Source organism: Streptomyces malaysiensis subsp. malaysiensis, assembly GCF_040653035.1.
GTDB lineage: Bacteria > Actinomycetota > Actinomycetes > Streptomycetales > Streptomycetaceae > Streptomyces > Streptomyces malaysiensis.
Genome location: NZ_JBEZNG010000060.1, coordinates 1 through 16,238, shown reverse-complemented (window position 1 = coordinate 16,238; position 16,238 = coordinate 1). Strand labels below are relative to the sequence as shown.

The following is a 16,238-nucleotide window of genomic DNA, read 5'->3' as shown; positions in this document are numbered from 1 at the left end:
CATCATGGCGCCGTGTCCGGTGAGGTGGTGGGCGATGGTTTGGCTGCGGAGGGTGATGATTTTGGCGGCGGTGGGGAGGGTGAGGTGTCCGGCGATGTGGGCGGCGGCGATTTCGCCTTGGGAGTGGCCGATGACGGCGTCGGGGTGGATGCCGTTGGCTTGCCAGAGTGCGGCGAGGGAGACCATGAGGGCGAAGGTGGTGGGCTGGAGGACATCGACACGGTCGAGGGAGGGCGCGTTGGGTGCGCCGGTGATGACGTCGATCAGCGACCAGTCGGTGTAGGGGGCCAGAGCGTCCGCGCATTCGTGGAGCCGGGCCGCGAAGACGGGCGAGGTGTCGAGAAGTTGAGCTCCCATGCCTGTCCACTGAGCGCCTTGACCGGGGAAGACGAACACGGTCTTGCCGTCGGTGCCGGTCTCCCCGGTGGTGAGGGCGGGATGGGGCTGCCCTTCGCTGAGGGCGGTGAGGGCGGCCGTCGCCTGGTCGATATCGGTGGCGAGGACCACCGCACGGTGTTCCAGCGCGGTGCGGGCGGTGGCCAGGGACCAGCCCATGTCCACCGGGTCGGTGTCGGGGTGGGTGCTCAGGTGGGCGATCAGGCGATCGGCCTGCGCCCGTAGCGCCGCGGGATTCTTTGCGGACAGCACCCACGGCACGGCGCCTCCCGTGGCCACCAGCCCGGGAGCCTCGGGTTCCGTGGATTCCGTTCCGGCGTCCGTCTCGGCGGGCGCTTCTTCGGGGGCCTGTTCGAGGATGAGATGGGCGTTGGTGCCGCTGACGCCGAACGAGGAGATCCCGGCGCGCCGCGGGTGTCCGGTCTCCGGCCAGGGCCGGGCCTCGGTGAGCAGGGACACCGCGCCCTGGGACCAGTCCACCTTGGTGGTGGGCTCATCGGCGTGGAGCGTTTTGGGCAGTACGCCGTGGCGCATGGCCTGGATCATCTTGATGACCCCCGCGATGCCCGCGGCGGCCTGGGTGTGGCCGATGTTGGACTTCAGCGAACCGAGCCAGAGGGGCTGGTCGGCGGGGCGGTTCTGGCCGTAGGTGGCCAGGAGTGCCTGGGCCTCGATGGGGTCGCCGAGGGCGGTGCCGGTGCCGTGGGCCTCGACGGTGTCGATGTCGGTGGGCGACAGCCCGGCGTTCGCCAGTGCCTGTCGTATCACGCGTTGCTGGGAGGGCCCGTTGGGCGCGGTGAGGCCGTTGCTGGCCCCGTCCTGGTTCACGGCGGTGCCGCGGATCACGCCCAGTACCTCGTGGCCGTTGCGGCGGGCGTCCGAGAGCCGTTCCAGCAGTACGAGCCCGACGCCCTCGCTGAACGTGGTGCCATCCGCGCCTTCGCCGAAGGACTTGCTGCGGCCGTCGGGGGCGAGCCCGCGCTGGTGGGAGAAGCTCACGAACCCTTCCGGAGTGGACATCACCGTCACACCCCCGGCCAGGGCCATCGAGCATTCGCCCTCACGCACCGCCTTGGCCGCCCAGTGGATGGCCACCAGCGAGGAGGAGCACGCCGTGTCCACCGTCACCGCCGGGCCGGTCAGGCCCAGTGCGTAGGCCACCCGCCCGGACACCACGCTCGCCGACTTCCCCGTGCTCAGATAGGTCTCGGAGCCCTCGGGCAGCTCACCGGCGTTCGTGCCGTAGTCGTGGTAGATGACCCCCGCGAACACACCGGTGTCGCTGCCCCGCACCGCCCGTGGGGCGATACCGGCCTGCTCGAAGGTCTCCCACGCGGTCTCCAGCAGCAGCCGCTGCTGCGGGTCCATCGCCACGGCCTCGCGCGGGGAGATGCCGAAGAAGTCCGCGTCGAACCGGGTGGCCCCGTCCAGGAAGCCACCCTCGCGTACGTACGTCGTGCCCACCCGGTCCGGATCCGGGTCGAACAGCGTGTCCAGATCCCAACCGCGGTCGGTGGGGAAGGCCCCGATGCCGTCCTCCCCGTCGGCCACCAGCCGCCACAGCCCGTCCGGATCGGCCACGTGCCCGGGGAGTCGGCAGGCCATGCCGACGACAACCACGGGGTCGTCCGCGTCCGCCCCCGGCCCGGTGACTGCGGCCGGAGCCACGTCCGTCGAGCCGAACAGCTCGTCCCGCAGATACCCGGCGGTGATCGCCGAGGCGGGGTAGTCGAACACCACGGTCGCGGGGAGCCGCAGTCCGGTGGCCGTGTTGAGCCGGTTGCGCAGCTCGACCGCCATCAGCGAGTCGAATCCGACCTCGCGGAAGGGCTGGTCCGGCCCGATGCTGTCGATCGTCGTATGCCCGAGCACGGCGGCCGCCTCGGTGCGGACGAGCTCGGTGAGATGGCGCAGCCGTTCGGCGTGGTCGAGGACGGCGAGCCGTTGGGTGAGCGACGAGGCGTCGACGGGGGCCGGTGTGTGGGCCGTGCGGCGGGTGGGACGCCGTACGAGATGGCGGAGGAGCGGCGGAACGGGCCGCGCCGTGTCATCGGCCCGAAGGGCGGCCGGACTGATCTTGATGGGCACGAGGTGGGGGTGGGCGGTGGTCGTCAGGGCCGTGTCGAGGAGGGCGAGCCCCTCGTCGTCGGTGAGCGGGGCGACACCGCCGCGGTGGGTGCGCCGGCGGTCCCCGGTCTTCATGGTGGCGGTCAGCGCGCTGGTGGTTTCCCACAGGCCCCAGGCGAGAGAGGTGGCGGGGAGTCCGGCGGCGTGGCGTTGGTGGATGAGGGCGTCCACGTAGGTGTTCGCGGCCGCGTAGTTGGCCTGGCCGGGGGTGCCGAGGGTGCCGGTGGCGGAGGAGTAGACGACGAATGCCGCGAGGTCGTGGTCGTGGGTGAGGTCGTGGAGGTGGGTGATGGCGTCGATTTTGGGGCGGAAGACGGTGTTGAGGCGGTCGGGGGTGAGGGTGGTGAGGGTGCCGTCGTCGAGGGTTCCGGCGGTGTGGATGACGGCGGTGAGGGGGTGGTCGCTCGGGATGTTGGTGAGGGTGGTGGTGAGGTGGTGGCGGTCGGCGGTGTCGCAGGCGGCGATGTGGACGGTGGCGCCGAGTTCGGTGAGTTCGGTGCTGAGGTCGGCGGCACCGGGCGCGTTGGGGCCCTGGCGGCTGATGAGGAGGAGATGGCGTGCGCCGTGGTGGGTGATGAGGTGGCGGGCGGTGAGGGCGCCGAGGGTGCCGGTGCCACCGGTGATGAGGACGGTGCCCTCGGGGTCGAGGGGGAGTGGCTCGGCCGGTGTGCTGGTGGGTGCGGTGGTGAGCCGGGGCGCCCAGAGGGTGTTGTCGCGGAGGGCCAGTTGGGGCTGGTCGGTGGCGAGCGCGGTGGGCAGCACCTGGTCCGAGTGGCCGTCGGTGTCGATGAGGTGGATACGGCCGGGGTGTTCGGACTGGGCGGAGCGGACCAGACCCCAGATCGCCGCCGCCGCGGGGTCGGTGACCTCGGCGGAGTCGTGTACGGCCATCGCACCGCGAGTGAGGAACGCCAGCCGTGTTTCCGACAGCTCGGGCAGTGTCACCCACCGCTGCAACAGGTCCAGTGTCCGCGTGGTCAGCTCGCGCGCCCGGGCCGGGAGGTCGGCGTCCCGGGACTCCCATGCGGTGGTGTCGGCGACGATCAGGGTGGGCCGCCCCTGCTCGGCCTCGGTGATCTCCGTGACATCGGCGAAGGCCGGGGTTTCCGCGGCGGCGAGGGCTGGTGAGACGTCCCCGACGGTGCCCCACCGGAGGTCGCTCGTGGTGGCGGTGTGTTCGGCCCAGGTGACCGTCCACAGCGCCTCGTTCACCGATGCGGAGGTGAGCGCTTCGAGCTGCCGCGCGTCGACCTCCCGCAGTATGAGGGAGCCGATCGACGCGACGAGCCCTCCGGCCGTGTCGACCAGGGCCACGGAGAGCCCGCCGTCCTCGGTGTAACGGGCGTGTACGCGCACCGAAGTGGCACCGGTGGCATGCAGGCGAATGTCGTTCCACGCGAACGGCAGCAACATGCGGCTGCCGGGCTCCCCGGGCAGGCAGTAGTTGCTCGCGTGCAGTGCGGCGTCCAGCAGTGCCGGGTGGATGCCGAACCGGCCGGCGGCCTCCGTCTGCTCCTCCGGCAGCGTGGCCTCCGCGAACACCTCGCCGTCGCGGGTCCAAACCGCCCTCAGGCCCTGGAAGGTCGGCCCGTAGTCGTAGCCCCCCTCGGCCATCTGCTCGTACAGGCCCTCGACGGCCATCGACCCGGCGCCGGTGGGCGGCCACTCGGCCACGGTGGGTGACGGGGGAGAAGCGGTGTCCTGGGCGAGCGTCCCGGTGGCGTGCTCCGTCCACTGCGCGCCCTCATCAGCGCACGAGTAGATGCGCACATCCCGCCGCCCGGACTCGTCAGGGCCGCTCACGACCACCCGGATGTCCACGAAGCCACTGTCCGGCAGGGCCAGTGGCTGCTCGATGACCAGCTCTTCCAGGGTGGGGGTGGCGGTCTCGTCTCCGGCGCGAATGGCGAGTTCGGCCATCGCGGCGCCGGGGAGGAGTACGGCGCCGGACACGGTGTGGTCGGCCAGCCAGGAGTGGGTGGTCAGAGAGAGGCGCCCGGTGAGGACGGTGCCACCGGTGTCGGGGAGGTGGATGGCGGCCGTGAGAAGCGGGTGCGCGGGGTCGTGGAGACCGGCCGAGGCGATGTCCTCTGCGTTGGTGTTGCGGGGGAGCCAGTAGTGGTGGTGTTGGAAGGGGTAGGTGGGGAGGTGTGTGGGGTGGGGGTTGGTGTGGGTGTAGAGGGTGGTCCAGTTGGGTGTGTGGCCGTGGGTGGTGAGGTGGGCGAGGTGGGTGAGGAAGCGGGTGGGTGTGTCGTCGTTGCGGCGGAGGGTGCCGGTGATGGTGGGGTTGGGGGTGTTGGTGGTTTCGAGGGTTTCTTGGATGGCGGTGGTGAGGACGGGGTGGGGGCTGATTTCGATGAAGGTGCGGTAGCCGTCGTCGGCGAGGGTGCGGATGGTGGTGTCGAACTGGACGGTCTGGCGCAGGTTGCGGTACCAGTAGTCGCTGTCGGCGGTGTGGGGTTCGGTCCATTGGCCGGTGACGGTGGAGAGCCAGGGGATGGTGCCGGGCTCGGTGGTGGTGTCGGCCAGGGCCTGGTGGAGTTGGTCTTCGATGGTGTCGACGTGTCCGGTGTGGGAGGCGTAGTCGACGGGGATGATGCGGGCTCGGATGCCTTGGTCGGTGTAGTGGGTGTGGAGTTCGTGGAGGGCGTCGGTGTCGCCTGCGATGACGGTTGTCTGAGGGCTGTTGTGGGCGGCGATCCAGAGTTTGCCCTGCCACTGGGTGAGTGTTTCCTCGACCTGTTTGTGTGGGGTGAGGATGGACATCATGCCGCCGTGTCCGGCGAGGTGGTGGGCGATGGTTTGGCTGCGGAGGGTGATGATTTTGGCGGCGGTGGGGAGGGTGAGGTGTCCGGCGACGCAGGCGGCGGCGATTTCGCCCTGGGAGTGGCCGATGACGGCGTCGGGGTGGATGCCGCAGGACTGCCAGAGTGCGGCGAGGGAGACGACGATGGCGAAGGTGGCGGGTTGTACGACATCGACGCGGTCGAGCGAGGGTGCGTCGGGTGTGCCGGTGATGACGTCGATGAGCGACCAGTCGGTGTAGGGGGCCAGGGCCTCGGCGCATTCGTGGAGGCGTTCGGCGAAGACGGGCGAGGTGTGGAGGAGTTGGGCTCCCATCCCGGCCCATTGGGCGCCTTGGCCGGGGAAGACGAACACGGTCTTGCCGTTCGTTCCGGTCTGTCCGGTGATCAGGAGTGGGTCAGGCCGTCCCTCCGCCAGGGCACGGGCAGTCGCCACGCCGCCTTCGGTGTCCGTGGCGAGGATGACGGCGCGGTGTTCGAGAGCCGCGCGGGTAGTGGCCAGGGACCAGCCCACATCCACCGCGTTGGCGTCGCTCCCGGACCCCAGATGGCTGACCAGCCGCTCCGCCTGGGCCCGCAGCGCCGCCTGAGTCTTGCCGGACAGCACCCATGGCACCACGCCACCCGTGGCCACCAGCCCGGGCGTACCCGCGTCGGCCACCTCCGTCTCGGCGGTCTCCGCCTCCGGAGGCTGCTCCAGGATCACATGTGCGTTCGTACCGCTGACGCCGAAGGAGGAGATCCCGGCGCGGCGCGGGTGTTCCGTCTCCGGCCAGGGCCGTGCCTCGGTCAGCAGAGAGACCGCGCCCGAAGCCCAGTCGACCTTGCTGGTGGGCTGGTCGGCGTGGAGTGTCTTGGGCAGTACGCCATGCCGCATGGCCTGGACCATCTTGATGATGCCCGCGGCGCCCGCGGCGGCCTGGGTGTGCCCGATGTTGGACTTGATGGAGCCCAGCCAGAGCGGCTGGTCCTCCGGGCGGTTCTGTCCGTAGGTGGCCAGGAGTGCCTGGGCCTCGATGGGGTCACCGAGGGCGGTGCCGGTGCCATGGCCCTCCACCACGTCCACATCGGCCACCGTCAGTCCGGCGTTCGCCAATGCCTGCCGGATCACTCGTTCCTGGGAGGGGCCGTTGGGCGCGGTCAGGCCGTTGGAGGCGCCGTCCTGGTTGACGGCGGTGCCACGGATGACCGCGAGTACCTCGTGGCCGTTGCGGCGGGCGTCGGACAGCCGCTCCAGCAGCAAGAGCCCTACGCCCTCGGACCAGTTGGTGCCGTCCGCGCCCTCCCCGAAGGACTTGCAGCGCCCGTCCCGCGCCAGCCCGCGCTGCCGGGAGAATCCGACGAATCCGCCGGGGGTGGCCATCACCATCGCCCCACCGGCGAGCGCCATGGAGCACTCCCCGGACCGGAGCGCGTAGCTTGCCAGATGCATCGCCACCAGCGACGAGGAGCACCCGGTGTCCAGGCTGACCGCCGGGCCGAGCAGACCCAGCGAGTACGAGATACGGCCGGACGCGATGCTGCCCGCACCGCCGATACCCAGATATCCCTCGAATCCTTCCGGCACCTGGTCCACGGTCAGCGCGTAGTCGCCGTTGGCCACTCCGGTGAACACGCCGACGTCGCTGTCCGCCAGCGAACTCGGGTCGATCCGGGCGTTCTCGAAGGTCTCCCACGCGGTCTCCAGCAGCAGCCGCTGCTGGGGGTCGGTGGCCAGCGCCTCCCGTGGGGAGATACCGAAGAACTCGGCGTCGAACTCCGCCGCGTCGGCGAGGAAACCGCCCTCATGCACATAGGAGGTGCCGACGGCGTCCGGGTCGGCGTCGAAGAGGTTCTCCAGGTTCCAGCCACGGTCCTCCGGAAATCCGGCGATCGCGTCCCGGCCGTCGGCCACCAGATCCCACAGCCCGTCCGGGGTGGTCACACCGCCCGGGTAACGGCAGCCCATGCCGACGATGGCGATCGGCTCCTCCGTCGCCGTCTCGGCCTTGCGCAACCGCTCCCGCGTCTGGTGCAGATCGGCGGTAACCCGCTTGAGGTAGTTGAGGAGCTTTTCGTCATTCGCCATCTGGACCTCGCCAAGAGCCTCGTGGGTGAAATCGGTGAGCGGAGACGAGACGGGGAATCAGTCCACGCCGAACTCCTGGTCGATGAAGGCGAACACGTCGTCGGCGCTCGCCGTGTCGAGTCGTTCGGTGACGGTTTCGCCGCCCGCGCCGACCGCCTCGATCTCGGCGACCTTGGTGGTCATCCGCTGTAGCCGTGAGGTGATCCGGGCGCGTTCGATCTTCTCCTTGGGCAGCGCCGCCAAATGCGCTTCCAGCCGCTCCAGTTCGGCCAGCACCGAGTCCACCGACGAGGTGTCGGCCTGGCCGAGTTCGGTGCGGATACGGCGGGCCAGCACACTGGGCCGCGGGTGGTCGAACACCATGGTCGCGGGCAGCCGCAGCCCCGTGGCGGCATTGAGGCGGTTGCGCAGCTCCACCGCCGTCAGCGAGTCGAATCCGATCTCGCTGAACGGACGGTCCCCGGTGGCGTCGGCGTTCGCATGGCCGAGCACGGCCGCGGCCTCTGCCTGCACCAACTCGGTGAGCAGCCGCTCCTGCTCCTCGGGGGTCAGCCCGGCCAACCGTGCGATCAGCTCCGTCTGGCCCGCGCCGTCCTCAGATGTGTCCTCCGTCAGCAGGTCGATGACATCGGGCAGCCCCCGCAGCAGCGGCCGGAACCGGGCCATGGTGTAGCCGGGGGCGAACCGTTCCCAGTCGATGTCGGCCACCACACCGTGGACGGCGCCGCCGCCCACCGTATGCGCCATCGCCAGCGCCGCCAGCCGCGGGTCCATGGTCATCAGACCTGTACGGCGCCACTGCGCACCCATCATCTCGTCGATCGTGCCGAGGCCACCGCCCCAGGCGCCCCACGCCACCGCCGTGGCCGCCAGCCCCCGAGCGCGGCGGCGCTGCGCCAGTCCGTCGAGGTAGGCGTTGCCGGCGGCGTAGGCGCTCTGGCCGCCGCTGCCCCAGGCCGCCGCTCCGGACGAGAAGAGGACGAACGCGTCCAACTCCCGGTCCCACAGCAGGTTGTCGAGGTGTCGCGCGCCGGCGATCTTCGCCCGGCCGATATCGGCGAACTCGGCGAGCGTCATCTTCGAGAGCGGCTTCTCCGGCAGCGCCAGCCCCGCGGCGTGGACCACGGCCGACAGCGGCGCGCCGTCCGGGAGTTCCGCCAGTACGGCGGCGAGCTGCTCCCGGTCGGTCACATCACAGGCCGCGATGGTCACGTCCGCGCCCAGTGCGGTCAGCTCGGCCTCCAGCTCCGCCGCGCCCGGCGCCTGCGCACCCTGACGGCTGAGCAGCACCAGATGCCGTGCGCCGTGGCCCGCGGCCCAACGGGCCACGTACGAACCGAGCCCGCCGGTGCCACCGGTGATCAGCACCGTGTCCCGTGGCCGCCAGACCGGTGCCGACGTCACCGGTTCGCGCCGCATCCGCCGCGCGAACACCCCCGACGCGCGCACCGCGACCTGGTCCTCCGCGTCCACTCCGGCGAGGACCGAGCACAGCCGGGCGAGGGCCGTCTCGTCCGGCGTCTGCGGCAGATCCACGATCCCGCCCCAGGTGGTCGGCTGATCCAGCCCCTGCACCACGCCCATCCCCCAGACCAGCGGCTGGAACTCGCTGGTCACCTCGGAGGGCTCACGCACGGCCACCGCGCCACGGGTCAGGCACCACAGGGGAGCGGCGAGCCCGATCTCCTCCACGGCCTGCATCAGCGCCACCGTGGCCGCCACGCCCCGGGAGAGGGTGCCGGGTTCGCAACTCCGCTCGTCCCATGCCAGCAGGGACACCACCCCGGCGTACTCATCACCGGGATCGGCCATCCGCTCCCGCAGACAGGCGGTCAGCTCCGCCTGGTCGATGGTGTCCACCTCGACCACCACGGGTTCGGCGCCATGCTCGGCCAGCGCGGTGACCAGGCCCATCACCGAGTCGTCGTTCGCCTGCGGTGCGGGCACGGCCACCAGCCACGCTCCTGGCAGTGATGGGGGCTCCCCGGTCGCCACCGGATCCCAGGCGATGCGGTACGACCAGCTGTCCACGGTGGACTGGTCCTGGTTACGCCGCCGCCACGATGTCAGCCCCGGCAGAACGGGCTCCAGCGTCTTCTCCTCGACGCCGAGTGAATCGGCCAGGGTCGCGAGGTCGCCCCGCTCCACGGCGTCCCAGAACACTCCGTCGGCCACCGCCTCCGGCACCTCGGACGGCTGGAGCCAGTAGTGGTGGTGTTGGAAGGGGTAGGTGGGGAGGTGTGTGGGGTGGGGGTTGGTGTGGGTGTAGAGGGTGGTCCAGTTGGGTGTGTGGCCGTGGGTGGTGAGGTGGGCGAGGTGGGTGAGGAAGCGGGTGGGGGTGTCGTCGTTGCGGCGGAGGGTGCCGGTGATGGTGGGGTTGGGGGTGTTGGTGGTTTCGAGGGTTTCTTGGATGGCGGTGGTGAGGACGGGGTGGGGGCTGATTTCGATGAAGGTGCGGTAGCCGTCGTCGGCGAGGGTGCGGATGGTGGTGTCGAACTGGACGGTTTGGCGGAGGTTGCGGTACCAGTAGTCGCCGTCGGCGGTGTGGGGTTCGGTCCACTGGCCGGTGACGGTGGAGAGCCAGGGGATGGTGCCGGGCTCGGTGGTGGTGTCGGCCAGGGCCTGGTGGAGTTCGTCTTCGATGGTGTCGACGTGTCCGGTGTGGGAGGCGTAGTCGACGGGGATGATGCGGGCTCGGATGCCTTGGTCGGTGTAGTGGGTGTGGAGTTCGTGGAGGGCGTCGGTGTCGCCTGCGATGACGGTTGTCTGAGGGCTGTTGTGTGCGGCGATCCAGAGTTTGCCCTGCCACTGGGTGAGTGTTTCCTCGGCCTGTTTGTGTGGGGTGAGGATGGACATCATGCCGCCGTGTCCGGCCAGATGGTGGGCGATGGTTTGGCTGCGGAGGGTGATGATTTTGGCGGCGGTGGGGAGGGTGAGGTGTCCGGCGACGCAGGCGGCGGCGATTTCGCCCTGGGAGTGCCCGATGACGGCGTCGGGGTGGATGCCGATGGACTGCCAGAGTGCGGCGAGGGAGACGACGACGGCGAAGGTGGCGGGTTGTACGACATCGACACGGTCGAGCGAGGGCGCGTCGGGTGCGCCAGTGATGACGTCGATCAACGACCAGTCGGTGTACGGGGCCAGGGCCTCGGCGCATTCGTGGAGGCGTTCGGCGAAGACGGGCGAGGTGCGGAGGAGCTGTGCCCCCATCCCGGCCCATTGGGCGCCTTGGCCGGGGAAGACGAAGACGGTTTTGCCGTCCGCCGCAGTCTGTCCGGTGACCAGAAGCGAGTCAGGCCGTCCCTCCGCCAGGGCACGGGCGGTTTCCGTGCCGCTTTCGGTGTCCGTGGCGAGGATGACCGCGCGGTGTTCGAGAGCCGCCCGGGTGGTGGCCAGCGACCAGCCCACATCGACCGCACGCGGGGCATCGCCCAACTCCAGGCGCCTGACGAGACGTTCGGCCTGAGCGCGCAGCGCCGAGGGGCTCTTGGCGGACAGCACCCACGGCACCACACCGCCGGTGGCCACCAGCCCGGGCGTGCCCGTGTCGTCCGCCTCTGCCGCGGGCACGACGGCCTCCGGCTCCTGCTCCAGAATCACATGCGCGTTCGTACCGCTGATCCCGAAGGAGGAGATCCCGGCGCGGCGCGGGCGCCCGGTCTCCGGCCAGGGTCGGGCCTCGGAGAGGAGGGACACCGCGCCCGAAGCCCAGTCGACCTTGGTGGTGGGTTCATCGGCGTGCAGGGACTGCGGAAGCGTGCCGTGCCGCATGGCCAGCACCATCTTGATGATGCCTGAGATGCCCGCGGCGGCCTGGGTGTGGCCGATGTTGGACTTCAGCGATCCGAGCCACAGCGGCTGATCCTCCGCCCGCTCCTGGCCGTAGGTGGCGAGGAGCGCCTGGGCCTCGATCGGGTCGCCGAGGGCGGTGCCGGTGCCATGGGCCTCGACGGCGTCCACATCGGCTGCCGTCAGTCCGGCGTTCGTCAGTGCCTGCCGGATCACCCGCTGCTGGGAGGGCCCGTTCGGCGCGGTGAGGCCGTTGCTCGCCCCGTCCTGGTTGACCGCCGTGCCACGGATCACGGCCAGTACCTCATGGCCGTTGCGGCGGGCATCCGAGAGCCGTTCCAGCAGCACCAGCCCGATGCCCTCGCTGAACGTGGTGCCGTCGGCGCCCTCGCTGAAGGACTTGCTGCGGCCATCGGGGGCGAGCCCGCGCTGGCGGGAGAAGCTGATGAAACCGCTGGGTTTGGCGATCACCGTCACGCCACCGGCGAGGGCCATCGAGCATTCGCCTGCCCTCAGCGCCTGTACGGCCAGATGGAGCGCCACCAGCGACGACGAGCACGCCGTGTCCACCGTCACCGCGGGGCCTTCGAGGCCCAGCAGATAGGCCACCCGACCGGAGGCCACACTCGTGGTGCTGCCGGTCATCAGGTACCCCTCCAACTCCGGCTGCGGCGCCTGGGAGTGGCCGAAGTACCCCTGGTCGATGACCCCGGCGAACACCCCGATGGACTGTCCGCGCACGGATGTCGGGTCGATGCCCGCCCGCTCGAACAGCTCCCATGAGGTCTCGGCGAGCAGCCGCTGCTGCGGGTCCATCGCCAGCGCCTCACGTGGCGAGATGCCGAAGAACTCGGCGTCGAACTCGCCGGCGTCGGTGAGGAAACCGCCCTCGCGTACGTAGGACTTGCCCACGGCTTCCGGATCGAGGTCGAAGAGTGTCTCCAGGTCCCAGCCGCGGTCCGTGGGGAACGGGCCGATCGCGTCCCGGCCCTGGAACACCAGATCCCACAGCTCCTCCGGGCCGGTGACCTTGCCGGGCAGTCGGCAGTTCATGGACACGATGGCCACCGGGTCGTCCGCCGGAGCCACCGCGGAAGCGGGCGCGACCGCCGATGTCGACGGGGTGGCGGTGTCCCCGGCCACCACGGACCGCAGATGCACGGCCATCGCCTCCGGTGTCGCGTAGTCGAACACGACCGTCGCGGGGAGGCGCAGCCCGGTGGCGCTGGAAAGCCGGTTGCGCAGTTCCACCGCGATGAGCGAGTCGACCCCGATCTCGCTGAACGCGCGCCTGGCGTCCACGGCGTCCTTCCCGGTGTGCCCCAGCACGGTCGCCGTGTGTTCCCGTACCAGGTCAAGCAGCAGCCGGTGCCGGTCGGCCTCGGACAGCGCCGCCAGCCGGGCCGCGAGACCGCCTTCGGCGAACTGGCCCGCCGAGGACCGCAGGGTGCGCCGGGCCGGGCGGACGAGACCGGTCAGCAGTGGCGACACCGCACCCGGAGCGGGCTCGTCCCGCAGCGCGCCGGGGTCCAGCTTCGCCGGCACCACCAGGGGCAGGCCCAGGCCGAGGGCGTCGTCGAAGAGGTTCAGGGCGTGCTCGGTGCTCATCGGGCGGACGACACCGGACGGGGTGCGATCCCGGTTGGCCGTGGTCAGCGCGGCCGAGAGGTTGCTGGTCTCCGCCCACAGGCCCCAGGCCAGGGACAGCCCGGCCAGCCCCGCCGCGCGCCGCCGCTGTACGAAGGCGTCGAGGAAGGTGTTGGCGGCCGCGTAGTTGGCCTGGCCCGCGTTCCCGAGGATTCCGGCGGCGGAGGAGTACACGGCGAAGAGGGCCAGGTCCTGGTGGCGGGTGAGCTCGTGCAGGTGGGTGATGGCGTCGACTTTGGGGCGGAAGACGCTGTCGACGCGGTCGGGGTCGAGTGTGGTGATGGTGCCGTCTGCGAGGGTGCCGGCGGTGTGCACGATGCCGGTGAGGGGGTGGTCGGCCGGGATGTCGCCCAGGAGCGTGGCGAGTTGGCCGCGGTCGGCGATATCGCAGGCGGTGACTCGTACCCGAGCGCCCAGTGCGGTCAGTTCGTCGTGGAGCTCGGCCGCGCCGGTGGCGTTCGGCCCCTGGCGGCTGGCGAGGACCAGATGGCGTACACCGTGCTGGGTGACGAGGTGGCGGGTGATGGCGGCGCCGAGGGTGCCGGTGCCGCCGGTGATCAGGACGGTGCCCTCGGGGTCGAGGGCGCGGGGGATGGTGAGCACGATCTTGCCGGTGTGACGGCCCTGGCTCATCCAGCGGAACGCGTCGGGGGCGCGGGTGATGTCCCACGGCCGGGTGGGCAGCGGCGGGATCAGGCCCCGCTCGAACAGGCCAACCAACTCGGCCAGCAGCTCCTGGATACGGTCCGGCCCCGCGTCCGCGCCCAGGTCGAACGCGCGATACGTCCGGTCCGGATGGGCCGCGCCCACCTCATCCGCGTCGCGGATGTCGGTGCGCCCCATCTCGATGAACCGGCCGCCGGGGCGGAGGAGTTCGAGGGAGGCGTCGATGTGTTCGCCGGTGAGGGAGTTGAGGACGATGTCGGCGGCGGGGAAGGTGCGGGCGTAGCCGAGGTCGCGGCTGGAAGCGCGCCGTTCCGCGGGCACCCCGAGCCGTTCGAGGCTGTGGTGTTTGTCCGGGTGGGCGGTGGCGAGCACGGTGGCGCCGAAGTGGTGGGCGAGGTGTACGGCGGCCATGCCGACACCACCGGCGGCGGCGTGTACGAGCACCGTCTCACCCGGCTGGACATCGCCCAGGTCCCGCAGCGCGTACAGAGCGGTGAGATAGGCGACCGGCACCCCGGCCGCCGCCGTGAACGACCAGCCGCGCGGCATCCGCACCACCGTCCGGCGGTCCGCCACCACCAGCGGCCCGAACGAACCGGGCAGCATGCCCATCACCCGGTCGCCCACGGCCAGGTCCGCCACATCCGGGCCGACCTCGGTCACCACACCGGCGCCCTCGGTGCCGATCTCCGCCTCGTACATGCCGAGGGCGATCAGCACATCGCGGAAGTTCTGCCCGGCGGCGCGGACCGCGATCCGCACCTGGCCCGCCTCCAGCGGCGCCTCCGCCCGAGGGTGCGGCACCAGGGCGAGGTTCTCCAGCGTGCCGTGTTCGGTGACATCCAGATGCCACGCCGCGGCTGCCGGTATCGCGAGCCCCGGGCGCACACGCACCAGGCGTGGCACAAATGCGGTTCCACCGCGCAGCGCGAGCTGGGGTTCCGCCGTGGCCAGCGCGGCGGGCAGGGCCTCGGCCGACCGGTCGTCGGTGTCGATCACACACACCCGGCCCGGGTGTTCGGCCTGTGCGGAGCGCACCAGGCCCCACACCGCGGCCGCCGCCGGATCGGTGACCTCGGTTTCGTCATGCACCGCCATACCACCGTGGGTGAGCAGCACCAGGCGGCTGTCGGCGAGCCCGTCGTCGCTGATCAGACGCTGTATCGCGGTAAGCACCCGACCGGTCAGCGCACGGGCGCGCTGCGGAAGTTCGCCGTCCTCGGTGGCGTACGTCCGGGTGTCGGCGACGACCACCGGCGGCCATGTGTCGTTGTCGTGTACGGCGTCCAGCTCCGCCCATGACACCTCGTGCTCGGCCAAGGGGTGCTCGGTCCACTCCACGGTGAACCGGGAGTCCGCGCTGGACGAGGCCGATGCGCTGCTGAGCTGCTCCGCGGTGGTCTCCCTGAGCACCAGCGACCCGACCGTCACCACGGGCACCCCGTGCGGATCGGTCGCGTGCAGTGACAGATGGTCCGGCCCGGTGGAGCTGACCCGTACCCGCAGGGCGGTGGCGCCGGCGGCGTGCAGCCGCACACCGTTCCACGAGAACGGCAGATACGTCCCGGCGCCCGGCTCGTTGCCCGGGCAGAAGTTGCTCGCGTGCAGCGCCGCGTCCAGCAGCGCCGGATGGATGCCGAAGCTGCCCGCGAGTTCATGCTGCTCCTCGCCGAGGGTGATCTCGGCGAACACATCACCGTCGCGGGTCCACGCGGCGGTGAGCCCGCGGAACACCGGCCCGTACTCGTAACCCGCCTGGGCCAGACGGTCGTAGAAGCCCTCCAGGGCCACGGGTTCCGCCCCGGCGGGCGGCCACTGCCGCTCCGCCACCTCTACGGGAGCGACCGGCTGCGGGGACAGTACACCGGAAGCGTGCTCGACCCAGGGCTCGGATTCTTCGCCCCGGGAGTAGACACGCACCGCACGGCGCCCGTCGTCCTCGGCCGCGCCGACCAGAACCTGCACCTGAAGCGCGCCGTCCTCGGGGAGCAGCATCGGCTGGCCGAGGACCAGCTCCTCAAGCACCGGGGTACCGGTCTCGTCCCCGGCGCGTACGGCCAACTCCACGATCGCCGTACCCGGCAGCAGGGCGACGCCGGACAGCATGTGGTCGGCCAGCCACGACTGCGCCGACGGAGCCAGCCGCCCCGACAGCAGCACCCCTCCGGTGTCCGGCACGCTGACCACGGCCCCCAGCAGCGGATGCGCCGCCTCGCGCAGCCCGACGGAGCCGACATCCCCGGTGTGGCCGGTGGCGGACAGCCAGTAGTGCTGATGCTGGAAGGGGTAGGTGGGCAGGGGGATTCGGGAGGGTGTGGTTCCGGCGTAGACGCTGGGCCAGTGCACCGGCACTCCGCCGGTGGAGAGCTCCGCGAGGCTGGTGAGGAAGCGGTCGGGGCCGCCGTCGTCGCGGCGGAGAGTGCCCGTGATGGTGGTGGGTGTGTCGGGGTGGGTTTCGGTGGTGTCTTGGATGGCGGTGGTGAGGACGGGGTGGGTGCTGACTTCGATGAAGGTTCGGTAGCCGTGGGTGAGGAGGGCTTGGGTGCCTTGTTGGAAGTGGACGGTGTCGCGGAGGTTGCGGTACCAGTAGTCGGCGTTGATGTGGGTGGGGTCGGTCCAGTCGGCGTTCACGGTGGACATCCATGGGATGTGGCCGGGTGTGGCGGTGACGCCGTCGAGTGCTTGGTGCAGTTGGTTTTTGATGGTGTCGACGTGTCCGGAGTGTCCGGCGAAGTCGACGC

General features: G+C 71.0%; 2 protein-coding genes. Both read right to left on the bottom strand.

Features of this window, described 5'->3' with window-relative positions:
- Positions 1–7,395: type I polyketide synthase (locus AB0E24_RS45580; RefSeq protein ID WP_359385893.1), on the bottom strand; the 7,395-nt coding region annotated here is incomplete at its 3' end.
- A gap of 57 nt (positions 7,396–7,452) precedes the next feature.
- Positions 7,453–16,238 (bottom strand): type I polyketide synthase (locus AB0E24_RS45575; RefSeq protein ID WP_359385891.1); only part of this gene is annotated, 8,786 nt, incomplete at its 5' end.